This window comes from Hyphomicrobium nitrativorans NL23 (assembly GCF_000503895.1).
Lineage (GTDB): Bacteria > Pseudomonadota > Alphaproteobacteria > Rhizobiales > Hyphomicrobiaceae > Hyphomicrobium_C > Hyphomicrobium_C nitrativorans.
The window spans coordinates 950,339-973,260 of sequence record NC_022997.1 but is presented as its reverse complement, the minus strand read 5'-3'; the positions used below and the strand labels follow the sequence as shown (position 1 = coordinate 973,260).

The window sequence follows — 22,922 nt, the reverse complement described above, 5'->3', positions numbered from 1 at the left end:
GGTCGCCTCGACGACGCTAGCAGACCATCGTTTTAAAAGAGGATTTGCAGCAACATGATCAAGAAGCTGTTCACCGGACTACTGCTCGCGGCAACAATCGCTAGCAGCATCGCTCTAGCGGCGCCGGCAGCTGCGCTCGACTACACCAAGACGCCCAACAAATATGTCGAGGTTGGAGGAACGCGATATGCCTACCGCACGATAGGCGAGCGCGGAAACAAGCCGCCTCTGGTTCTTTTCCAGCATTTCACCGGAACAATGGATGACTGGGATCGGCGCACAATCGAAGGCCTCGCCAAAAGCAGGGAGATAATAATTTTCAACAACGCCGGTGTTGGCGCCTCCGGCGGATCGGCCCCAGACAGCGTCTCCGGTATGGCAAGAGTCGGAGAAGGCCTTGTTGACGCCCTCGGACTGAGGGAAATCGACGTACTGGGCTTTTCGGTCGGTGGCGCAATCGTTCAGCACATTCTCTCCGACCGTCCGGAACTGATCCGAAAGGCAATCATCGTCGGTTCTGGACCTCAGGGATCACCCGGCCTTAAAGCGCTTCCGGAGGTCATAGAAGCGGGCATTAAGAAGAGCAACGAAACAGGAGCGCATTTGCGTGTCGTCCTCTTCTTCACCGAAACTGACACCGGCAAAGCCGCGGGAGCTGAATACCTCCGCAACATCAACAACCACTCGGTTGATCCTGAGGCTCCAGTCTCCGAAGCGACAAGAAATGCTCAGGCCAAAGCGATCGTGACGTGGGGCAGCATGGAGAACAATTACGTTCAGCTCGCACAGATCACGCAACCTGTGCTTATCGTCAACGGAAGCAACGATCTCATCGCTCCGACCCTCGAATCGGTCGTGCTGTTCCAGCACATACCGAACGCTCAACTCAGTCTCTATCCTGACTCCGGGCACGGCTCCTTGTTTCAACACCACGCCCTCTTCGTTTCACAAGTTGACACGTTCCTCGACGGGCCGAAGTAAGACCGCAATACGATCGAGTGGTTCGGCTCGGAACGACAAATACTTGAGGACGTGCTGAGAGGACGCCCTTCTTAAAGACACGGAGGGCTTCCTCTCAATCTATCGCGTGTCGGCAACGATCCGCGCCGCACGACGACGCGCATGCTCGAGGAACTCGTCAGCAAGCTTCGCGTCACCTGAAGCACGCGCCGCGACAATCGCACCCGAAAGCAGTGCCATCAGCTCGACGGATTTCTCACGACGCTTCTCCTTCGGACATGACAGACCGGACTCGAAAAGCGCGAGCAGACGGCTCGTGCCATCCTTGAACGCGGTCCGAACGGCTCGACTATCACGCGCGGCATCGACACCGAACGCCGCCAATGGGCATCCCGCTTCCGGGTGGCGTACGTGTCGGGAACCCAGATATCGGTCGACATAGGCTGCCAATGCAGCCTTGGAACCAACCTCCCGCGACTGCGCCTCGAACGTGCCGATGATGTCATCAAAGATCTTCTGCGTCGATTCCGCGACCAGCGCATCCTTCGACTTGAAGTGCTTGTAGAAGCCGCCGTGGGTCAGGCCGACGGCACGCATGAGGTCGATGACGCTCGTTCCCCCGATACCGTGCTTGCGCAGCATCTTCGATGTCGCGGCAACGATGTCCTTTCGGTGCTGTGCCATCACTTCGCGGGATACCCGCATAACCATCGTCTCCCTGGGTAAGACCTATAGAGGATGATATATATAATCCTAATGCGTCGATCCATGCCCCGTCAGGTCGCTGCCCGCGCCGGTGCGAGGGTCAGCGGCGCATCGACACCGAGATACTGCGGCGGGCGGACCTTGAACCAGATCGCATAGAGCGCGGGCAGGAACAGCAGGATCAGAAGCGTACCGCCCGCCGTGCCACCAATCAGCGTGAAGGCCATGGAGCCCCAGAATACGGAGGTGGTCAGCGGAATGAACGCAAGAACGGCCGCAAGCGCCGTCAGAATCACCGGGCGGGCGCGCTGTACGGTGGCCTCCACCACGGCATGATAGTCGTCGAGCCCTTCGACCTTGTTGGACTTGATCTGCTCGATCAGGATCAGCGTGTTGCGCATCAGAATACCCGAGAGGCCGATTAGTCCCAGGATGGCGTTGAACCCGAACGGCTGCTGGAACGCAAGCAGCGTCGGCACGGCGCCGATCAATCCGAGCGGCGCCGTGAGGATCACCATGGCAAGAGCCGGAAAGGAGCGAACCTGCAGCATAACCACAATGAGCGTGAGCAGGATCATGATCGGGAACACCGGTGCCAGCGCGCTGTTGGCCTTTTCAGCCTCCTCAATGGAGCCTCCCATCTCGATGCGATATCCTACCGGCATTGCATCGATGATCGGCCGAAGCGCAGCATCTACTTCAAGAGAGACCTGAGGCGGCTGCATTGCATCATCGATATCGCCGCGCACCGTGATCGTGGGAATGCGGTCGCGACGCTTGAGGATCGGATCCTCGGAGACAACCTCGACACGCCCGATCTGAGAAAGCGGGACGAGGCGTCCTTGCTCGCTCGTCAGCGTCAAGTCGGCGAGCTTCGCCGGGTCGAGTCGTTCCGGACCTCCGCTGCGGGCCACGACCTCGACCGTGCGGATGTCCTCACGCACCTGCGTAACGGGAACGCCCGAAAGAAGGAACTGAAGCTGCTCGGCGACATCGTTCGGCGAAAGACCGATCAGACGCAGACGATCCTGGTCGAGCAGAAAACGGAGCGTCGGAGCACGTTCACTCCAGTCCAGGTTCACCTGGCGCATGTGCGGATTGGCCCGCATGACATCCTGCACCTCATGCGCGACGCGCCGCAGCGTCTTGGGATCCGGCCCCATGACACGGAACGCAACTGGAAACGGCGAATAGGGTCCAAACACAAGCTGCGTGGCACGCACGCGGGCCTCTGACGCGAGACCTTCCGTGATACGCGCACGCAGCCGAAGCTTGAGCCGATCGCGAGCCTCTGCATTCGCGGTCAAAACGATCATCTTCGCGAACGACGGATCGGGCAGCTCGGGATTGTAGGCGAGGAAGAAGCGCGGCGCGCCCTGCCCGATGTAGGACGTGACGATCTCGGCTTCCGGCTGCTGCTTCAGCCAGTCCTCGACCTTGGCCACCGCGGCGCTGGTCGCCTCGATGCTGGTGCCTTCCGGCATCTGCACCTCGACCAGCACCTCGGGGCGGTCCGAGCTCGGAAAGAACTGCTGCTTGACTGCGCCCATGCCCACGACGGAGAGCGCAAACAAGCCGACAACGATACCCGCGACCGTATATCGCCGGCGGACCGACCAGCCGACCAGCCTGCGGAATCGCTCGTAGTTCCGCGTTGCATAGATCGCCGCATGCCCGCCCGGCTTTGGCTTGATGTCGGGCAGCAGCTTCACGCCGAGATAGGGCGTGAAAACGACGGCAACGATCCACGACGCGATGAGCGCAAACCCCACGATCCAGAAAATGTTGCCCGCATATTCGCCGGCCGTCGAGCGCGCGAAGCCGACCGGCATCAGGCCGATGACAGTCACCAGCGTTCCCGAGAGCATCGGCGCGGCCGTATGGCTCCAGGCATAGGCCGCCGCCTTCACGCGGTCGTAGCCTTCCTCCATCTTCACGACCATCATCTCAATCGCGATGATGGCGTCGTCGACCAGAAGCCCGAGCGCGAGGATGAGCGAGCCGAGCGTAATACGGTCGAACACGCGCCCCGTTCCCATCATGATCACGAACACGGCCGCGAGCGTCAAAGGCACGGCGGCGGAGACGACGATGCCGACACGCCAGCCGAGGCTCAAAAGGCTGACAAGCATCACGACCGCCAACGCGGCGACGAACTTCATCATGAACTCATCGACGGAGTCGCGGATGTTGACCGCCTGGTCTGTCACCTTCGTGAGCGTGAGGCCGGCTGGCAGTTCGGCAGCGATGGCCTTTTCTTCGGCATCGAGCGCATGGCCGAGCTCCAGACCGTTCCAACCGTCCTGCATGACGACTCCGAGGACCATGGCTGGCTCGCCATTGTGGCGGATCAGAAAGGTCGCCGGGTCCTCATAGCCCCGCTTGACCTCAGCGACATCGGACAGCTTGATCACGCGTCCGTCCGCCGCGATCGGCGTGTCCTTGATCTTCTGGAGATCGTCGTAGGCCCCTTCCACGCGGACGAAAACCTGCGGTCCATGGGTGTCGATCGAGCCTGCTGGCGTAACCACATTCTGCCGATTGAGCGCATCGAAGACAGCCCGTGCATGAATGCCAAGCGTGGCGAGCCGCGCGTAAGAGAACTCGACGAAGACCCGCTCCGGCCGCTCACCGAGGATATTGACCTTCTTGACGCCCGGCACATGCAGCAACCGCTGGCGCAACGTCTCGGCCTCGCGGGTCAACTGCCGCGGCGGCATGCCGTGGCCCTTGACGGCATAGAGCGCAAAGGTCACGTCCGAATACTCGTCGTTGACGAATGGCCCAAGGGTGCCGACCGGCAGCTTGTGCGCCTCGTCGCCGAGCTTCTTGCGTGCCTGATAGAATTCGTCCGGCACCGCCGACGGGGGCGTCGTGTCCCTCAGCGTGACCGTCATGAGCATCAGACCTGGACGCGTGAAGGTCTCGACACGATCGTACCAGCTAAGCTCCTGCATCCGCTTCTCGAGCGGCTCCGCAACGAGATCCTGCATCTCGTGAGCCGTGGCGCCGGGCCATACCGCCGTAGCTGTCAGCACCTTCACGGTAAAGGGTGGATCTTCGGCGCGCCCGAGCGCAAGGAAAGCGTAGGTCCCGGCCAGGGTGATGGCGATGATTAGAAACAGGGTGACGGAGCGCTCGCGAACCGCGATCGCGGAGATATTGAGCCCGCTCATCGTGAGACCGCCTCCGTTCCGACAATGCGGACGCGGGCACCCTCGTGAAGAAGATGGGCGCCAAGTGCAACGACCTGATCACCGCTTTCCAAGCCTTGGCTGATCAAAGCCTGCTCACTACGAAGCTCGTGCACCTTGACCCCCCGAAACCCGATAACGGGCGTGTTCGGGTCGATCAGCCAGACGCCCGTGGCAGTGCCGTTGTCGAACAAGGCACCCAAGGGCACCTCGACGACGCGCGATGAAGCATCCTCCGGCATGCGGATTGTGACCGTCGCGCCAAGCGGCGCGCGAGCGGCAGCGCCTTCGAGCACATAGCGTGCTTCATACGTGCGCGTCGCGGGATCGGCAGCATCGGAGAGCTGACGGAGGTACGCATTCGACGATGAGCTGCCGTTTCCATAGAGTGTCGCAGTCGCTTCCGATCCGATGCTCGGCCGAACCCCTTCCGGCAGACTGACGGTGGCCTCGCGCGGACCGGCATGAGCAAGGCGGACAACCGTCTGCCCGGCCGCCACGACCTGCCCCGGCTCGGCCAGCGTCTCGACGACAACGCCGTCGGCATCCGCCAGCAGCACCGCGTAATCGCCCTCATTCTTCGCAACTTGCGCCGTGGCCTCCGCGGCCGCGAGCTGAGCATCTGCATTGTCGCGCGCGGATCGGGCCAGCTCGTACCGCTGGTTCGACACCCAGCCCTTGGCGACGAGGTCGCGATAGCGCACCTCGTCGGCCCGCGCCTGGACGGCCACGGCGCGGGCCGCCTCGATAGCGTTGTTGCGGGCCGCGATGGCAAGCTCGAGGTCCGTGCGGTCGAGCTTCATGAGGGGCTGACCCAGCGCGACCGGCTGCCCCGTGTCGACAAGCCGCTCGACAACCTTGCCGCCAACGCGAAACCCAAGGTTGCTTTGCACGCGGGCCGAGATGACGCCCGTGAACGCACGCTCCGCCGCTCCCGCAGGTCGCACCGTCGCCACACGGACCAGCGGCGCCTCCACGCGCGGATCCGCCTCGGCTATCGGCTTGCAGGCAGAGACACCGGCGGCCATACCACCGGTCAGGGCAAGGCTTAGTAGCATTTTAGGGCTTGGGCGCATCGTTGTCGTTTCCGCCTGTTGGCCAAGGTCATATTAGATTATATGCGACATCCAATTGAACAAGGGACGCAGTGTCGCGCCCCGCCTCCGCCACAAAGATATTGACTATTAGATTAATATAATAATCTAAATTCCGAGAGACGGCGTTTCATGCTGTGAGGTCCTCGATGTCGGAAATGCCAGCGGCCGCCAAGAGCGGCCCTGCCGAAGAGGCGCATACCGAGACGCTCAGTCCGGCCACCCGTCGGCTGCTGCACGGCCCCATCCTTCCGACGCTGCTCGGCATGGCCTGGCCGAACATGCTCATCATGCTCGCCCAGGCAGCAACGGGCCTGATCGAGACCTGGTGGATCTCTCACCTCGGAACTGATGCACTCGCCGGCATGGCGCTGACCTTCCCCCTGATCATGCTGATGCAGATGATGTCGGCCGGCGCTATAGGCGGGGCCATCTCGTCCGCCGTCGCACGCGCGCTCGGCGCCGGCCGTCGCGACGACGCGGACGCGCTCGTGCTCCACGCCCTGGTGATCAATCTGGTCTTTGGTCTCGTCTTCGCAGGGCTCATGCTGGCGTTTGGCCGCTCGATCTATACGGCGCTCGGAGGGAGAGGCGCTGAGCTCGAAGCGGCACTCGCCTATTCCAACGTCGTGTTCGCAGGCAACGTATTCCTCTGGACCTTGAACGGCTTTGCCAGCGTCATACGCGGCACGGGCAACATGCTGGTCCCCGCCGTCGTCATATGCGCCGGAGTGGCGCTGCTGGTCCCGCTGTCGCCGTTGTTGATCTACGGGTTCGGGCCGCTGCCGGCCCTTGGCATTGCGGGAGGCGGGGTCGCTTTGGTTCTCTTCAATGTGGGCGGAACAGTCGTGCTGGCTTGGTACGTCCTCTCCGGCCGCAATCTCGCGCGGCTGCGCTGGATGCCGCTCGAATGGGCCAAGTTCCGCGAAATCCTGGGTGTCGGAGCGGCCGGAGCCTTCAACACGATTCAAACGAACGTCGTGATCGCACTGGCGACAGCGCTGGTGGCGGCCGCAGCAGGAGCGGAGGCGGTTGCCGGCTTCGGCACAGGCGTTCGACTCGAGTATCTGCTTGTGCCGTTGATCTTCGGACTGGGCGCTCCCATGGTTGCCCTCGTCGGCACGAACATCGGCGCCGGACAGCGCGAGCGTGCCTTGCGCATTGCCTTAACAGGTGGAGCGATCGCCTTTGCCCTCACGGAAGCGATAGGACTTGCCGCTGCAGTCTGGCCGAACGCGTGGCTCCGCCTGTTCAGCACCGAGCCGGAGATGATCGACGCCGGCACGCGCTATCTGCGCATTGTAGGCCCAACCTATGGCTTTTTTGGCCTCGGTCTCGCGCTCTATTTCGCCTCACAGGGTGCCGGCCGAATGCTCTGGCCCGTCATCGCCGGCTTGGTCCGTATCGGCATCGCACTGGGTGGCGGCTGGCTGGCGCTGCGCTGGACCGGATCGCTCGACGGCGTCTTCGCGGCACTCGCCCTTGGCATTGCGGCTTACGGGCTTATCCTCATCCTCTCCATCCGGAGCGGGATCGGATTGCGCACGATGAAGGCCCCGGCTCAATAACCGCCGCGCCAGAGTGAAATCGTTAGTCACGCTCCAGCGCGAGAGCGATTCCCTGTCCGCCACCGATGCAAAGGGTGACAATGCCGCGTTGAAGGCCATCGCGCTTCATGGAGTGCAACAGACGCGTGATCAGAACCGCACCCGTGGCGCCGATCGGATGTCCATGAGCGATGGCGCCGCCCTCGACGTTGATGACATCCTCCGGCAGACCAAGATCCTTGGCCACCGCCAGCGGCACCGCGGCAAACGCCTCGTTGACCTCGATGCGCTCGATGTCGGCAATCGACCAGCCGGCGCGGTCTAGGGCGATACGAACCGCCGGTACAGGGCCGAGACCGAACAGACCGGGCTCGACTGCTGCGATCCCGTAGGACACGATCCGGGCCATTGGAGCAAGACCGTGCCGTGCGACGGCACCCGCGCTCGCGACGATCATGGCAGCCGCGCCGCTATTGAGACCCGGTGCATTCCCAGCCGTTATAGTGCCATCCTTGCGGAACGCAGGCTTGAGGGCCGCGAGGCCCTCGCCAGTCGTATCGGGACGGGGCGCCTCGTCGCGCGCGAACTGCAGTGTCCCCTTGCGCCCCTTCACATCCACCGCGACGATCTCATCAGCAAAGTGTCCCGCGGCGTGGGCGGCCGCGAACCGATGCTGAGATCTGAGGGCAAACCGATCCTGATCCTCGCGCGAGAGCTGCGACCGCGTAACGAGATCTTCTGTATGCCAGCCGGAATGCTCACCAGAGAAGGCATCGTTCAGGCCATCGGTCAGCATGCTGTCGTGCATCTGGGCCGGGCCCATACGGTAGCCCCATCGGCCGTTGCCCATGAGGTACGGCGCCCTGTCCATGTTCTCCATACCGCCGGCGATTGCGACGCCGATCTCACCCGACGCGATCTGCTGAGCGGCCGTGACGACCGCCTGCGCTCCTGAGCCGCACACGCGGTTGACGGTCATGGCTGGCGCCGTCACCGGAAGACCACCGCCAATTGCCGCCTGGCGAGCCGGGTTCATTCGGTTCCCGGCCTGGACGACGTTGCCCATGACGACAGACCCGACCGAAGCCGGATCGAGTCCCGCGCGCCGCAGGGTTTCACGCACGACCACGGCACCGAGCTCGGTCGCGGGGATATCCTTAAGGGTACCGTTGTAGGCACCGATGGGCGTTCTGACGGGACTGACGATAAAAATCGGCTCGGAGCCAGAACCACGCTTGGTCACGTTCATATTTGTTAGCTCTTGTTTGTACGCAGTGATGCGCACATGCGGATACTAAATTTATATGATGATTAGCATCTATTATTGTCAAGGGCAGCCGCGCGTCCATGGGAAACGCCCGAGACATCGGGCACCTTCTCCCTGTACATCGACCGCCTCAACGATTATGATGACAATCGACATCCAAATAAGAATGCGTGGTCGTGGTCCATGGGCGGAGCAACACGAAACAGCAAGCGCATCGTCGTGACCGGCCTTGGCGTCGTTTCACCGCTGGGTTGCGGTGCAGACATCGCATGGAGCCGCTTGTTGGCAGCAAACTCCGGAGTAACGCGGCTACCAGAGGAACTTGCATCTCGGCTCGCAGCCAAGATCGCGGGCCAAGTGCCGACAAAATCTGGAGATCCGACAGGCGGGTTTGATCCGTCCCCTTGGGTGCCACCCAAGGATCAGCGTAAGATGGATCGCTTTATCCTGTTGGCACTGATTGCAGCCGCCGAAGCGATTGCGCAGGCCGGCTGGGCTCCCACCACGGCCTACGCCGAGGAGCGCACCGCTACCATCATCGCATCGGGGATCGGGGGCTTCCTGGCTATCGTCAACGCAGTGCGGACGACCGATCAGCGCGGCGTGGACCGACTCTCTCCATTTACGGTTCCGTCCTTCCTCGCCAATCTGGCGGCGGGACAGATCTCGATCCGACATCGCTTTAAAGGGCCGATCGGCGCTCCGGTAACCGCCTGCGCTGCCGGCGTACAGGCCATCGGCGACGCAGCCCGACTGATTCGTTCCGACGAAGCCGACATCGCAATCTGCGGTGGCGCCGAAGGCTGCCTCGACCTTGTGAGCCTGGGTGGATTTTCCGCAGCCCGGGCCTTGTCCACCGCATACAATGACAAACCTTCTCACGCCTCGCGGCCGTTCGACCGTGATCGCGACGGGTTCGTTATGGGAGAAGGAGCGGGCGTGCTCGTCATCGAAGCGCTGGATCACGCCATGGACCGCGGCGCAACACCGCTTGCGGAACTCGTCGGCTACGGCACGAGCGCGGATGCTTACCACATTACGGCTGGTCCCGAAGACGGCGAAGGCGCACGCCGCGCCATGTTTTCGGCTCTGCGGCAGGCAGGCCTTGAACCGTCCGATGTGCAGCACCTGAACGCCCATTCGACGTCAACCCCTGTCGGCGATCTCGGCGAGCTCGCGGCCATCAAGGCGGTGTTCGGCCAAAGAAACGCTATTGCGGTCAGCGCGACAAAGTCTGCGACAGGTCATCTGCTCGGCGCAGCCGGTGGACTTGAAGCGATTTTCACGATCCTGGCGCTGCGCGATCAAATCGCACCACCTACGCTCAATCTCGACAATCCGGATCCTGAGGCGGAAGGCGTCGATCTCGTGGGCGTCAAAGCGAGGCCGATGAGCATGGACTATGCCATCTCGAACGGATTCGGTTTCGGAGGCGTCAACGCAAGCGTCGTTTTCCGTCGCTGGAACAGGAGATAGCGCCACCTTTGCTTGAGCCTTCACGGCGCAGGGCCGCACACCAGAACGGTGTTGAAAACGGCAAGACGTCTCGCGTGATCTTTGAAGACGCGCTTGATCGCCTTGGTCTCGTTGCGGTCGTTGGTCGCCGTGCCAACACGGTGAGCATTTATGTAGTCGATGTCGGTCGGCTCGAGAGCCGTTAAAGCTGCTAAAAAGAGCGTTCGAAGGCTTTCTTGGCCGATGAGTTCCTCCCCATCCGGCCGCATGCTAAGCTTACCGACCACGCTTCGATCCAACTCCGCTGAACCAAACTTGCGACACTCTGACAAGGAGGTTCTCGGGGGCTAACCGCGACGCCGTATATGCTCTCATTAACAAGAGCAATCCCGGTCAATTATATCACAATAAGACGTATTATCATCGGCTTGCGCGCTATCTGCATACTGCAAGACAGCGACCCATATCGATGCGTAGCAGCTCAAGGCAATCGTCGGGTGCGCCGACCACGCCTAGGTCTCTGCACGCATCCAAAATGCGATCTCGAACCACCCTCTTCGGCATGGCCGCGTACCAGTATAATTGTGCATAAACATCATCCAAACGCAGCCGCTCCGGCAGGAACTGCTCAAAGCCGCGTATGAACAGAACCTCCGACGCTATTTGGTAGTTATTCGAAGCAACGCCCGCATTGGTCGCACAGTGCATCACATAGACATCGCGAATTTTACAAATCCGCATGACCGCGTCCAACTCTTCTGGCGTCGCCGGCCCGCGGATCTCGTATCTCTTCCCTGGTTCAAAATATATGTCATCAGGATGCGGCAGGAACTGAGGCTCGGGGCGGCCATCCTTGACCGCAGCTTCGATTTCCGCACAACAGCCCGCTACGTACGCATGAGCGATCTCATTCTCGTCAGCAATCGCTTGTGCTTCTTCTCGCTCAGCTCGTTCGACACGCTTGAGGAAATATTCCTGCGCGTACGAGTTTCCCTGCGCGGCAGCTTTCAACTGAGCACGCAGCACAACCTCTCGCGCAGATAGCTTGAGAGATGTTCCGTCCTTCTCGTGAACGCTCAATAGGCGCCGGCTCTCAGCGAGAATAGCGTCCCGCATCCCGGAATCGGATGGAGCTGGCTCCGCTGCGCGCTTGCGAGGACGTCCGTTTGGGTTGCCGGATGTGCCCTTCTGGAACCGCGAATGCACAGGCGGCTTCCCGTAGCCGACACCTTCGAGCACCGCTTTCCGGACGCCTGTAACAATGTCCTCGCTGAGCTCCTTCTTTGTCATTCCAGCACCGCAAGCCTCTCCGCAGAGACGTCTTCAAACGACTGCTTCGAACAGGCGTGAACCGCGCGTTGACCAGTGAGCCGCTCCCAGCGCGCAATAATCACATCGCAATACCCCGGGTCGTACTCAATCAATCGCGCACACCGGCCAGTAATTTCAGAAGCAACGAGTGTCGATCCCGAGCCTCCGAAGATATCCAGCACCACCTCTCCCCTTCTGGAGCAATCCCGAATAGCGTCCGCGACAAGTGCCACGGGCTTGACCGTCGGATGCATGGCAAGCTCTTCGGACCGGCTGGCCCCGATGCTGCTGATTCCCGGATAATCCCAGACGTTCGTTCGATATCGGCCCGTCTCACCAAGGCCAAAGCTGTTCGTGTGCGGCGCCGTACCGACCTTGAACACAAAGATCAGCTCGTGCTTCGAACGATAGAACGTGCCCATGCCACCGTTTGTCTTGTTCCAGACGCACAGGTTCTTGAGCTCGGTGAAAGCTGCCTTCCCGGCCTGCAGCAGCTCACCCATGTGCCGCCAGTCCATGCAAACGAAAGCGATGGCACCATCCCGACAGGCGTTTGCGGCGGACCCGAGTGTCTGCCGGAGAAACGCTGTGAACTCATCGGACGACATCTCCCCTGTGGCGAAGGCAAACTCTCGGTGCTTGACGCGACCGAGCCCGCAGACATTCCCGTCGATCGCTACGTTGTAGGGCGGATCCGTAAACATCAGATCTGCCTGCTCATCGGCCATCAGCATAGCCAGAGCGTTTGGGTCGCGGGCATCGCCACAGACAAGGCGATGCCGGCCGAGATGCCAGATATCACCGGCGCGTGAAACGGGATGAACAGGAGGCACAGGAAGCTCGTCTTCTGGGCCGCCTTCTTGCGTCGATAGTTCGCGAGCCTCATCAAGAACAAGATCGATCTCTGCGAGCGAAAACCCCGTGAGCTCGACATCAAAATCGATATCGATCAGAGCCTGGATCTCTTCGGCGAGAAGATCCGCATCCCAGCCTGCGTTGAGCGCGAGCTTATTGTCAGCCAAGACGTAGGCCCGCCGCTCTTCGGCGGTGAGATGAGACAAGCGCACCGTCGGCACCACCGTCATGCCGATTTGCTTCGCAGCACGCACTCTCCCGTGGCCTGCAACGATTTCACCGCTGTCGCTAACAAGCACAGGGTTGGTGAAGCCGAACCGCCGAATGCTCTCGGCAATCTGAGAGACTTGCTTCTTAGAGTGCGTTCGAGCGTTGTTTGCATATGGTCTCAGCCGTTCGACTGGGACCATCTCGATTTTGGGATCGAACATATGCTGTGCCGAGGTATCTCGCTTCGTCTCAACGTTAGACGCGGAACGAACTCACACGATTAAACTCAGCAAGAGCGTAGGTGATTTGCGCCGCGTCACCAAACAAGATGAGATGGCATTTTGCGATCGGAGCACGAGCCAGCACGAGTTGAATGTCGGCGGTTTTGAAACTGGCCCAAGGTGGGAACTGGCGACCGATGCCGTCCCTGCTCAGGCACCCTCGCCTCGAATGTACAGTGTTCCGGAAGCTAACATCGCTTCGGCATTTTTTATTGCCGCTTCGACGCTCTCATTCGGTCCATGCTTGACCAGAACTGACTTCAGTGACTCCAGAAACTCTTCCCATTCTTCCCTCGGCGCAAACGGGGTCGGATCGTCGATCAATGAAAGTGTGCGCCTATCCATTAGCGTGCTCCCTTCACCATGCGCGACAAACGACGACATTGGGGGGAAGGGCGCGCCTTTCAAGGGAAGGGCCCTCCAATCCCGAGCTGTCGCCCAGAGAAGCGACCGACATATCCCGAATGAGACCCACCCTCGACCGGGTGGCGCGCACGACCGCCCACCTGGCGCATCAGTTGACCCGAATATCGGCTCGATCATCCCACTTGGAGAGCCAAGACGTCCCGCATAAGGAGGAAGCGAACCGGTAAAATTACCTGTTTCCACACTCAGAGCGCGCTAATTTCCCTGTAAACGGAGACTGGTTCGCACCAGACTGCCAGCACAGCCACCGTATAACTCATTTATATTGCTGAATATTTTGTAATTTCTGCAGACGGAATATCGCCTGCAGATTCCGCGCCTTAGCGACATGTTTTTTCGATTCCGCACCACCCTGCGCGTCTCAGGGCGGCGTTCTCCGGCCATTCGGCCGGTTTATCGCTGTCGCCCTTTTGCGGCCGGTCAATCCTGAGACGAGCGAAAGGCGATCGGTTTTCGATGCTGATTCCAGGATGATCCCGATAGGAACATGGCCCGCTCCCATCGCGAGAAGGCAGCCATGCACGCGCGCGCATCAGAAGGAAAAACTGATACCCGCGCCACCGTAGGCGCCGCTGCTGCCGCCGCTCGATGCGCTGCTATCTTCGTCAGCCCATTGATAGCCGCCTGAGAGCGACAGTATGCCGTAATGCATGCCGACCGGGATGTTGACAAAGCCGCCGAGCCGTTGCGCGTCGTACCCGTTGTTTCCATGCGCCAAGCCTTCGACACCCAGCACGAACCGTCCGACCGGGGTGCCGACCCGGGCACGCGTCCAATAGGTGTCGAACGCGGTCGAGTAGCTGGCGATCAGGCCCACGTAGAGCGGGCTGCCCGTCGCGGTTTCGTAATCGCCAACGATCTTGAGGCCCCACTCGTTGCCGTCGATGTCGTTGAATGGATCGTCGGGTGAAAGCTCGTGCCCCTGAAACTCGACGCCGGCGTATACGCCCAGCCGATGGCTCGGACGAATGAACTGGTAGCCAATCATAAGATCGAAAATCCCGGCGTCGCCGTCGATGCCGATCGGTCCTGCGCCGAAGTCGGTGTCGTACTCGTATTCGACATAGACACCGAGAGCGCGCAGCATCACGCCGTCTTTACCGAGATCACCATTAACAGCCTTGATGGCGCCCGCATGCGCAGCGAATGCATCCTTGGCGAAGTCGCCGCCCGTAAAGACAACGGTGGACGTTGGCCCGGAAGAGCTGTGTTCAAACGACGAGCCTGGAGTGGAAATTCCCAACGTGCTCGCTGCTACCGCTGTCAACATAATGCGGCAATATACTGTTTTCATAAAATTCTCCTGCTGGATACCGAAGTCAGGTCCGCCGACGCAGCACGGAGAAACGGAACAAATACGTAATGGCCTAATCTACCTCAAATCACGCGATCTGGTGTTGCAGCGAAGCGTTGCTCACGGGGATTTTTTCAGTTGCAAACGATGCGGCACCGATCTCTCGACTGATTCGCCACCCAATCCCTGCCGCGGAAGCTTATCCCATCCGACCAACCGGCCGTGGATTGCGGCCGCCACACTCTTGATCGCCACATAGTAGATGAGCTGCCGGTAGCAGAAGCGTTGCAGAGCCAGCATCGGGAAAAGAGCGATCGGCATCCGGCGCCCGTCGAGCTTGTAGGCGACAACCGCGACGGCGAATTCCAGAATGTGCCAGATCGCCCAGTAACTCAGGATTGCAAGCGTACGCGGAGATGCGGCGGCCATGCCGTTTTGAATGTAGTGATAGACGTCGGCACCGATGCTGAGCAGGAGCAACAGATCGACGATCGGAGAAACCAGCGCGAACAGGAACTGGAACAGAAGGATGTTGGGTAGCGCGAAATACTTTACGCCGTGAGCGCCACGCTCACGCAACGCGCCGATATGCTTGAAAGCCACCTGCAGCATTCCGAACATCCAGCGGAACCTTTGGCGTAGAAACAGGCCGAGCGTTTGGGGCGCCTCGGTTCTGGCGAGAGCCGCGGGTTCGTAGAGGATGTGCCACCCCGCACGCTGAAGCTTAAGAGTGAGGTCGGCATCTTCGGCCAGCGTATCCTCCTCGTATCCGCCGACGTCGAGCACGGCATCGCGACGCCACGCACCGATCGCGCCCGGTACGACGATAATGCCGTTAGCGACCTCAAGCGCCCGCCTGTCCAAGTTCTGGCTCACCACATACTCCAGGGCCTGGAAACGCGTAATCAACTTCTTCGCATTGCCGACCTCGACGGCGCCCGCGACGGCACCGAGCTTCGGGTCCACGAAATGGCGCGACAGCAGGCTTACAGCGCGACTGTCAAGTCGCGTGTCGGCATCGATTGCGACGATGATGTCGGATTTCGCGATCTCGATCCCGAAGTTGAGCGCCGTCGCCTTTCCCCCATTCGGCTTTCTGTAAACCTTCACGCGCGGATGCTGGCGGTAAGCGTTCAAGGCCACGCCGTAGGTGTCGTCCGTCGAACCATCGTCGACGACGATGATTTCCGACACGTTGCCCACGCATTCGAGCAACGATGCGATGCAATCGGTTATGACATCCGCTTCGTTGTAGGCGGGCACGATGATGGCTATCGAAGCGGGCTGCCAATCGAGGCACTTCCTCCGTTGAGCGCTTCTACTCTGTATGCAGGCCGCCACGACGATGACCGCGAGGCGCATCACGCCCAGTACGATCGCCACGTAAAACAACGCCGAGAACGCCCAATTGAGCGTACTCGCCGCGCTTAAGCCGACGCTATTGATCCCAGTCACGTATGGCGTCGCATCGTTGAGCCTCGGCATCACCTCGTCCCGAGACATACCGAGCAACTCATGAAGCGCAACAAATCGGTAGCCCTTCTCGCTCAAGCGATCGATGATCTCAGGCAGGGCTTCAACAGTCTGTCCTCGGTCGCCACCTGCATCGTGGAGAAGAATAATGTTTCCGCTCTGCATCTCGGCGTACTCGACCGTGCGCTCGACGATTGTTTTCGTGCCGGGACGTTCCCAGTCCAGCGGGTCGATCTGAAGCCCAATCGAAATGTAGCCGAGCGCGGCTGCGCTGATGAGCGTACGTGCTTCATCGCGAGTGGACGGCTCGGCATCCTTGTTGAACGGCGGGCGGAAGAGGCGCGTGCCGATGCCGAGTTTCGCCTCTAGGACGCGCTGTGTGGCGTTGAGTTCGAGATCAAGCTGCGTTGTTCCGATGGACGACAGGTTGGGATGCGTGAAGGTGTGATTTCCAATGTCATGGCCATCGTTGTAGATGTCGCGCAGGATGGACGACTCGAGCGCGGCATTCGCACCCACGACGAAGAACGTCGCCTTGACGCCCTTGTCTCGCAAAATTTCCAGGATGCGCGGCGTGTAACTAGACGATGGCCCATCGTCGAACGTCAGCGCCAGAAGCTTGTCTCGATTGTGGCCCCATCGCGTAATCGTGAGCGACTTCGGCAATTCCTGCACGCGCTGAGACGTAATGAGATTGTGCTGGGCCTTATAGTCGATGGATCGGGAGCCCGGAGAGTTACGGTCAACCACCGTAAGCACCTCGCCGTCGCCGCTGTAGGAAATCGCATCGTTCGGCGGAAGCATCCGAATTTCATTCGCGGACGCCGAGGTGGGAACCCTCCCCTTTCCGAAGCTGGCCCACACCGTGGGTTCTTCAGTTCCCAGACGCCACAACGCCAGCCCAAACGGCTCCATAGCGAGGGCGGACGCGGTCTGATTATGCATCGTCACGCCATCGAGCATCCACACGGAATGTGAAACGTTTCCGGGCGAAACATAAGAGAACATGCCGTTCAGGCTCTGACCTTCGAACCAGAACTGCGCATCGGAATCGCCGAGGATCTCCCATGCATCGGAAACCGAGATCCTGCGCGCCGTCGGCGTCGAGCTGTGGCTCCAGTCCATGGCGTAGGAACCGAGCGCCACGATGAACTTTGATCCGTCGACGCGTTTGAATGCGTGCTCCAACTGCGCCTCGAACCAGCCTTGCGCGCTCAAGGGACCGGCCGCCGATTGCTCCCAATGCTGATCATAAGCGAGCAGGATCAGGCGATCCGCGCTGTCGGCGAGCGTCCACACATCGAACCGGCGCTCATAGGCCGGCAGCGTGACGAAAAGCGATTTGTCGATGCTTTCGAGCCGCTGTTTGAGTTTCTTCACGAACGCGAGAAACTGGGCGACGCTCTCGTCCCCAATTCGCTTGAAGTCGATGGCAATACCCTGGTACCGCCGAAGCTCGATCTCGTTGACGATGTTTCCGATGAGCGTTTCGACAGCCATGTCGGACGCGAGCAATTGCGTGACGGTCTCGCCTTCCCAAAGACCGGTCTGCACGTTGTAATTGTTCAAGACCGGAATGATCTCGAACTCCTTGCTGTTCTTCTGGAGCCAGAGGCGTGCCGTTGATTGCTTGCGCGCGTTATCCAGACGTATTCCGCCGTGTGCGCCGTCGAGATGCAGCCATTCGGGCAGGATCCCATCGAGATGTTGAATGTTCGAGCGGAGCGAAAGAAAGGCGTTCTCGTCCCAGTTGTTATAGAACGCATACCGCTTGACGCCTTTGGCGTGCTCGCCGCTCGGAATACGAGCGTGGCCGAAATTCAGCTTGTCCGTAACGTCCTGCCACGTGATCGGCAGCAAGCCGGCGGAGATAGGTGCTTTTTCGAAGACGCGCTCGAACGCAGGGAGCGATGGTGCACGCACCAAGCTGAAGGCCATACACGCCATCACGACGCATACGGATCCAGCCAGCAATCCGAGAATCGCCCGGAACGTGCCTCTTCGACGACCGCGAGGATCGAAAAACACTGGCCGCCGATCTGGCTCACGCATGAAACACTCGATGCATTGCCGGAATCGATCCGTCGGTCATTCCCCGACGGCGAGAACGGCAAAAGTTGATGATGCATTAACGAGTGTATCGTTGAGGGCTGGCCGATTACGAGCCGGCGTTTCATATACCATTAACGAAGATGGATATTGCGGCGGGCAAAGAAATGCGTCCGCCAAGGCGGCGCGGCACGCGAGCCCGTGGGGCCAGCCATGGCTGCGATTTTATCTGCCTGGGCCGATCATGCGGCGCGCGCTGACGCACGCCTCAGCGGCACCGCGCGTATCGAGGGCAAACGCGAACGCCGAAAAGCCTTGAGCGACCTCGTTCGGTACGCGTCCGTTCGGATCGCTCGACACGGAGAGGATGTCGGCGAACTCGGGCCCCACGCCGTCACACGTTGTGAGAGCCGCGGACACAAAGCCGAACGCATACGCATCCGACACCGCGCCGGAATGCGTCTCGCCTCCGGCTGCGGGCGCGATCGAAAGGCCCGTCGCCGCGACGAGCAAACCAACGAAAAAAACGGCAAACGAGCATGATCGGCTTGCCGCGCAGCCACCCGATCCCTGGGAGGATCGAGAATTGCCAAGTGAAGATCGGGAAAGCGCAGTCACCGCTGAGTTGCCATATCCAGAGTTGAGCCGGGATGGGAAGAATAAGAGACGCTCTCAAGAAGCGCGTCCAAATTTACCTTAACGTCTCCGCGTTGCCCACAGATTTCGCCGTGGTCGTGGCATGGGTCGTGCAGCGCCCTCAAGACACCCGGCCGCATCGCCCGGAAAACCGCGTTTTCCGCTCTGCGCCGACCCTGGCTTTGTAACTCCGATTGTCCCACCGGGTTCAACTTGGGACAGTCGTCGACCGAGTGAGAGTGTGTATGACGACTTCCCTTAGCCGCGTCCTCCTCGCATCCATCACGGTGTCCTTCTTCTCGTTGGTCCACCCTGGCCAGCCTCAGGCCAAGCCATACGAGGCCGCAGGAAGCCCGTTGGTCATGGATGCCGATACGCGTGAAAGGTTGATGAGCGACGCGCGTCACGCATGGTCGTACTTCGAGCGTGTCACCGGCCGCTTTGCCGGCATGCCATCGATCAACATTTGGCGGCAAGGCGCGAGCTATGGCTCCTACGACATTGCAACGATGTGGGATACGGGATCGATCATCCTCGCAACGATATCGGCGCGATCGATCGGCATCATCGACGATCGCGAGTTCGAACGCCGCATCGGCAGCATCATGAAGTTCCTCGATCGGGCGACCACGACATACAAAGGCGCGAAGCTTCCCAATTTCCGTTCAAACTCGAACAATGGCCGCTCAATCGAAGCCGGCTACGACGCGACCGACACCGGACGGCTGTTCGTTGCGCTCCACGTTCTCGACCGCGCAACCGGCGGAAAGTATAAAGCTGAAGCCCTGATGAAAAAGTGGAACATCAGCGCGACGGTTTCGGACGGCGCACTACAGGACATCAAGGGCGGAAAACTCAAACCGGCACAATCCAACATCTATCGCTATTATGTTTCGCACGGGTACCGTCTTTGGGACATTCCACACGCGCCGGTCTATTCGGGCGCATCCCCCGATTCCAGCGAGGCTGCACGCGCACGCTTCATTGAGGAGCTGAGCTCAATCGGCCCGATTTCGAGCGAACCCAGCCTGAACGAGATCGTCGAACTCGGTGGGTCGCCGTACGGGCGCGTGATCGCGGAGACGTTGAACGCAGCTCAGAAAAAGCGCTACGCCGACACCGGCAAGCTAACGGCCGTCTCCGAAGGCCCAATCGACGAAGAACCTTGGTTTACGTATCAAGGCTACGATCTCTCCCGAGGCAATGAGAAAGCCTGGACGGTCTATCCGTGGATCACGGACCCGAAATGGGCGACGCCGGAGTTCGCCGAAAAGTTCCGCTTGGTCAGCGCCAAGGCTGCGTTCCTGTGGTTTGCGGCTTATCCGAGTGAGTACACCCGCGAGCTATGGATGGCGGTTCGGGAGAAGGCCCGTGCCGAAAAATTCGGCTATCACGCAGGGATCTATGAAACGTCCGGAAAGGTGCCGAAGAGCATCGACGTCAACAGCAACGCGACGATCCTTTCGGCGATTGCATACCTCCTCAACGACCAGCAGCCGCTCACTCAGCTAAAGATTTCGCGACAGTGAAGATAGCGGTTTACAGCGCGGCGGCAGAGTGCCTGTCAGTTCGCAGAGGGACGGGCGATATAATAGAGCTGCCACAGATCGGTCAGTGTTGCGCGATCGGCTCGAAAACCCGTTTTCGTCAGAACCCGCGCCGACGCGTGGTTGTCTTTGTGAACGCGAGCCACGATCGTGCGCAGCTCCGGCCAGCGAGAGAAACTATCGCGGACAAAGGCAACAACAATCGCTGTTCCTCGCCCCTGTCCCCAGTGGCGATCTCCCAACCAATAACTGATCTCAGCGGTATCGCGTGCGAGGGAGGCCACATCGAAAAGCAAGCGTGCCTGTCCAACGACGGCGGCTTCGTGCTCAACCGCGTAGACGTCGTGATGCTGGGCCTCATTCGAAAGCGCAATCAGATCTTCCGCGGCGCGCCGAGTGATCTCACCGGGAAATGGATCAGGCAGGTATCGCCAAACTCTCTCGTTTCCGAGAAGGGCGGCGAACGTCTCTGCGTCGGACGCAAGCCACCGGCGGAAGACGAGCCGGCCAAGCGCGGGCCGCGGAAACTGCGCCGATCGAGTACCAGAGAATTGCGGCACCGGCATATCGTCGATGCAATCGAGAGGCACGAGGCCGTGATGGATCGGACAATACGCGAGTGCAACGTCATTCGCTCGGCACCACGAAATCTCGCCCGCGCTCAAGGCACCGTCCGAGCGTAGTCGCGAGCCTAACTTCACCGACGCGTTAACTTCCGATATAGCACCCATCGCCATCAATGAGGATTAGAGTTGCTTACCTTCGCCGCTCCTTAACTCAAGAATTACTGACCTCGTCCGATATTCCGGCAGCAATGGAATTGTCATTCGCGGATTTCGTCAGAGCGGATCGAAAAAATAAACAAGTGCAAATAGGCCCAGTTGTATACTGCGGGAAACTCCGGATGGTCATTTGCGGAACGTGCGGACGACAGCCATGGAAAGACGTGGGTACGCCATTCGGGCCGCCGAACCGCTCGGCGGGCAACATCGGGGCTGTGAGCGTACGAGGCGAAAAATACTGGATCGGCGCAATCAACGAACGGGATCAAGCTCGTACGCTCAAAAGCGCTGCCTTCCGAAAGTTTTTCCGCTATAAGAATGTTACTCAACCCCAACTAGAATCTCGTACTGCGGCTCACCATGAACGCTAATATTTCCTCGCGTGTCGAAATCGTTCCAGTCATTCTGTCCGGAGGCTCAGGAACGAGACTTTGGCCGTTGTCTCGGGCGCAGTACCCAAAGCAATTCGTACACGGCCTCAACGGCCAGCCAGCCGCACTTTTGAGCGCGACCCTCGCGCGTGTCGCTGCGGAAGATTTTTCGGCGCCGTTGGTCGTATGCAATAACGCACACCGTTTCCTTGTGCGCGAGCAGGCCGCTGAGGCGGGTGCCACCCTTGACGAGGTCGTGCTGGAACCTTCGGCGCGCAATACCGCACCCGCTATCGCGGTCGCGGCACTTATGACAGCGGCGCGCAATCCGGCCGCTGTGCTTGTCGTGCTCCCGTCCGACCACCTGATCGAGGACACCAATGCGTTCCGTCACGCAGTCCGCCGGGCGGCGAACATCGCGAAGACAGGAAGTCTTGTACTTTTCGGGATCGAACCGACCGGCCCGCACACAGGCTACGGCTACATCAAAAAAGGCAAGGCCGCCGATAAGGATCGCAGCGACGCGTTCGAAGTCGAGGCCTTCGTCGAGAAACCCGACCCTGCCACAGCTGAGCGTTACATGGACGACGGCGGCTATCTCTGGAACAGTGGGATCTTCGTCTTCAAGGCCGAAAGCTTTCTGGCCGAACTCGCCCGGCATGAACCCGCTGTCCTCGATGCCGCACGACAAGCGTTGGGCAAGGCGTCGAGGGATCTCGGCTTTCTACGCCTGGACGCCGAGGCCTTCGCAAAAGCGCCCAACATCTCCGTCGACTACGCGGTGATGGAGAGAACGGATAAAGCCGTCGTCTTGCCGTTGGCAACATCCTGGAGCGATCTTGGCTCGTGGGCGTCCCTCTGGGACGCGGCCCCCCGCGACGAAAACGGCAATTTCGTACACGGCGACGCCTTCGTCGAAGACACGACCGATTGTTACATCCGCAGCGAGAAAGCGCTGGTCTCCACGATCGGCGTAAAGGATCTCGTCATCGTTGAAACTCAGGATGCGTTGCTCATCGCCGACAAATCGCGCTCGCAGGAGGTCGCGACCATCGTGGCCAAGCTTAAAGCATCAGGGCGCAAGGAACATGAGCATCATGTTCGAAACCATCGCCCATGGGGATTTTTCGAGACGCTGAACATCGGTCCACGCTTTCAGGTCAAGCTACTGCACGTGGTTCCAGGAGGCATCCTCTCGCTCCAGATGCATCACCATCGGTCCGAGCACTGGGTCGTGGTCAAAGGCACCGCGCGCGTCACCGTCGATGGTCACGAGAAACTCGTGCGTGAAAACGAGAGCGTTTACATCGTCGCCACGCAATGGCACCGGCTCGAAAACCCCGGCAAGGTGCCGCTTGAGCTGATCGAAGTGCAAATCGGGACTTATCTCGGCGAGGACGACATCATCCGAAGCGAAGACATCTACAATCGCAGCCCCGATGAGACCCGATAAGCTTCTCGCGCG

At 60.2% G+C, this 22,922-nt stretch carries 17 protein-coding genes; 5 read left to right on the top strand and 12 right to left on the bottom strand.

Translation table 11 applies throughout. The features are described from left to right. Positions 1-54 precede the first annotated feature (54 nt). On the top strand, positions 55-981 hold the full coding sequence (locus W911_RS04470; RefSeq protein ID WP_023786325.1) for an alpha/beta fold hydrolase: 927 nt from the start codon (positions 55-57) through the stop codon (positions 979-981). 99 nt (positions 982-1,080) lie between these two features. Here W911_RS04470 and W911_RS04465 read toward each other — a convergent pair whose 3' ends face one another. From W911_RS04465 to W911_RS04455, 3 genes are all read right to left on the bottom strand, one after another. Continuing rightward, the gene (locus tag W911_RS04465; RefSeq protein ID WP_023786324.1) at positions 1,081-1,665 is read right to left on the bottom strand and encodes a TetR/AcrR family transcriptional regulator; all 585 of its coding nucleotides are present in this window, start codon (positions 1,663-1,665) and stop codon (positions 1,081-1,083) included. Positions 1,666-1,736: 71 nt separating this feature from the next. Next, the gene (locus tag W911_RS04460) at positions 1,737-4,841 is read right to left on the bottom strand and encodes an efflux RND transporter permease subunit (protein ID WP_023786323.1); all 3,105 of its coding nucleotides are present in this window, start codon (positions 4,839-4,841) and stop codon (positions 1,737-1,739) included. Continuing rightward, positions 4,838-5,836 (bottom strand): efflux RND transporter periplasmic adaptor subunit, encoded by a 999-nt coding sequence (locus W911_RS04455; RefSeq protein ID WP_341872105.1) that lies wholly within the window; start codon positions 5,834-5,836, stop codon positions 4,838-4,840. Before W911_RS04455 ends, W911_RS04460 begins: the two co-directional genes overlap by 4 nt. A gap of 266 nt (positions 5,837-6,102) precedes the next feature. Here W911_RS04455 and W911_RS04450 point away from each other — a divergent pair, with 266 nt between their 5' ends. Next, positions 6,103-7,521: an MATE family efflux transporter gene (locus W911_RS04450; protein WP_023786321.1), complete on the top strand. Its 1,419-nt coding sequence runs from the start codon at positions 6,103-6,105 to the stop codon at positions 7,519-7,521. A 22-nt stretch (positions 7,522-7,543) separates the two neighbouring features. On the opposite strand, the gene W911_RS04445 is transcribed toward W911_RS04450, so the two are convergent. Next, on the bottom strand, positions 7,544-8,749 hold the full coding sequence (locus W911_RS04445) for a thiolase family protein (protein WP_023786320.1): 1,206 nt from the start codon (positions 8,747-8,749) through the stop codon (positions 7,544-7,546). 201 nt (positions 8,750-8,950) lie between these two features. On the opposite strand from W911_RS04445, the gene fabF reads away from it, so the two are divergent. Further along, entirely contained in the window at positions 8,951-10,243 is a 1,293-nt protein-coding gene (fabF, locus tag W911_RS04440) for a beta-ketoacyl-ACP synthase II (protein ID WP_023786319.1), read from the top strand. Between the two features lie 20 nt (positions 10,244-10,263). Here the strand turns inward: fabF and W911_RS04435 are convergent, their stop codons facing one another. The 7 genes from W911_RS04435 to W911_RS04405 form a co-directional block, all read right to left on the bottom strand. Next, positions 10,264-10,509, bottom strand: coding sequence for a hypothetical protein (locus tag W911_RS04435; protein WP_244438589.1), 246 nt, complete (start codon positions 10,507-10,509; stop codon positions 10,264-10,266). 148 nt (positions 10,510-10,657) lie between these two features. Further along, positions 10,658-11,512, bottom strand: coding sequence for a DUF5681 domain-containing protein (locus W911_RS04430; RefSeq protein ID WP_023786317.1), 855 nt, complete (start codon positions 11,510-11,512; stop codon positions 10,658-10,660). Next, positions 11,509-12,819: a site-specific DNA-methyltransferase gene (locus tag W911_RS04425; protein ID WP_023786316.1), complete on the bottom strand. Its 1,311-nt coding sequence runs from the start codon at positions 12,817-12,819 to the stop codon at positions 11,509-11,511. Before W911_RS04425 ends, W911_RS04430 begins: the two co-directional genes overlap by 4 nt. Before the next feature lie 210 nt (positions 12,820-13,029). Then, positions 13,030-13,224, bottom strand: coding sequence for a hypothetical protein (locus W911_RS18020; RefSeq protein ID WP_144083507.1), 195 nt, complete (start codon positions 13,222-13,224; stop codon positions 13,030-13,032). Between the two features lie 613 nt (positions 13,225-13,837). Beyond that, positions 13,838-14,599 carry a cellulose biosynthesis protein BcsS gene (gene bcsS / locus W911_RS04420; protein ID WP_081717635.1) on the bottom strand — a complete coding sequence of 254 codons (762 nt, stop codon included), beginning with the start codon at positions 14,597-14,599 and terminating at the stop codon, positions 13,838-13,840. A gap of 120 nt (positions 14,600-14,719) precedes the next feature. Next, a complete protein-coding gene (locus tag W911_RS04415; RefSeq protein WP_023786314.1) occupies positions 14,720-18,010 on the bottom strand; it encodes a trifunctional glycoside hydrolase family 18/polysaccharide deacetylase/glycosyltransferase family 2 protein in 3,291 nt (1,096 codons plus the stop codon). Between the two features lie 336 nt (positions 18,011-18,346). After that, the gene (locus W911_RS04405) at positions 18,347-18,634 is read right to left on the bottom strand and encodes a hypothetical protein (RefSeq protein ID WP_023786312.1); all 288 of its coding nucleotides are present in this window, start codon (positions 18,632-18,634) and stop codon (positions 18,347-18,349) included. Positions 18,635-19,002: 368 nt separating this feature from the next. Between W911_RS04405 and W911_RS04400 the strand changes: the two genes are divergently transcribed. Next, positions 19,003-20,286 carry a DUF3131 domain-containing protein gene (locus W911_RS04400; protein WP_023786311.1) on the top strand — a complete coding sequence of 428 codons (1,284 nt, stop codon included), beginning with the start codon at positions 19,003-19,005 and terminating at the stop codon, positions 20,284-20,286. Positions 20,287-20,321: 35 nt separating this feature from the next. Here the strand turns inward: W911_RS04400 and W911_RS17185 are convergent, their stop codons facing one another. Further along, the gene (locus W911_RS17185; protein ID WP_158412830.1) at positions 20,322-20,870 is read right to left on the bottom strand and encodes a GNAT family N-acetyltransferase; all 549 of its coding nucleotides are present in this window, start codon (positions 20,868-20,870) and stop codon (positions 20,322-20,324) included. A 576-nt stretch (positions 20,871-21,446) separates the two neighbouring features. Here W911_RS17185 and W911_RS04385 point away from each other — a divergent pair. Continuing rightward, a complete protein-coding gene (locus tag W911_RS04385) occupies positions 21,447-22,910 on the top strand; it encodes a mannose-1-phosphate guanylyltransferase/mannose-6-phosphate isomerase (protein ID WP_023786309.1) in 1,464 nt (487 codons plus the stop codon). The last annotated feature ends 12 nt before the right edge of the window (positions 22,911-22,922 follow it).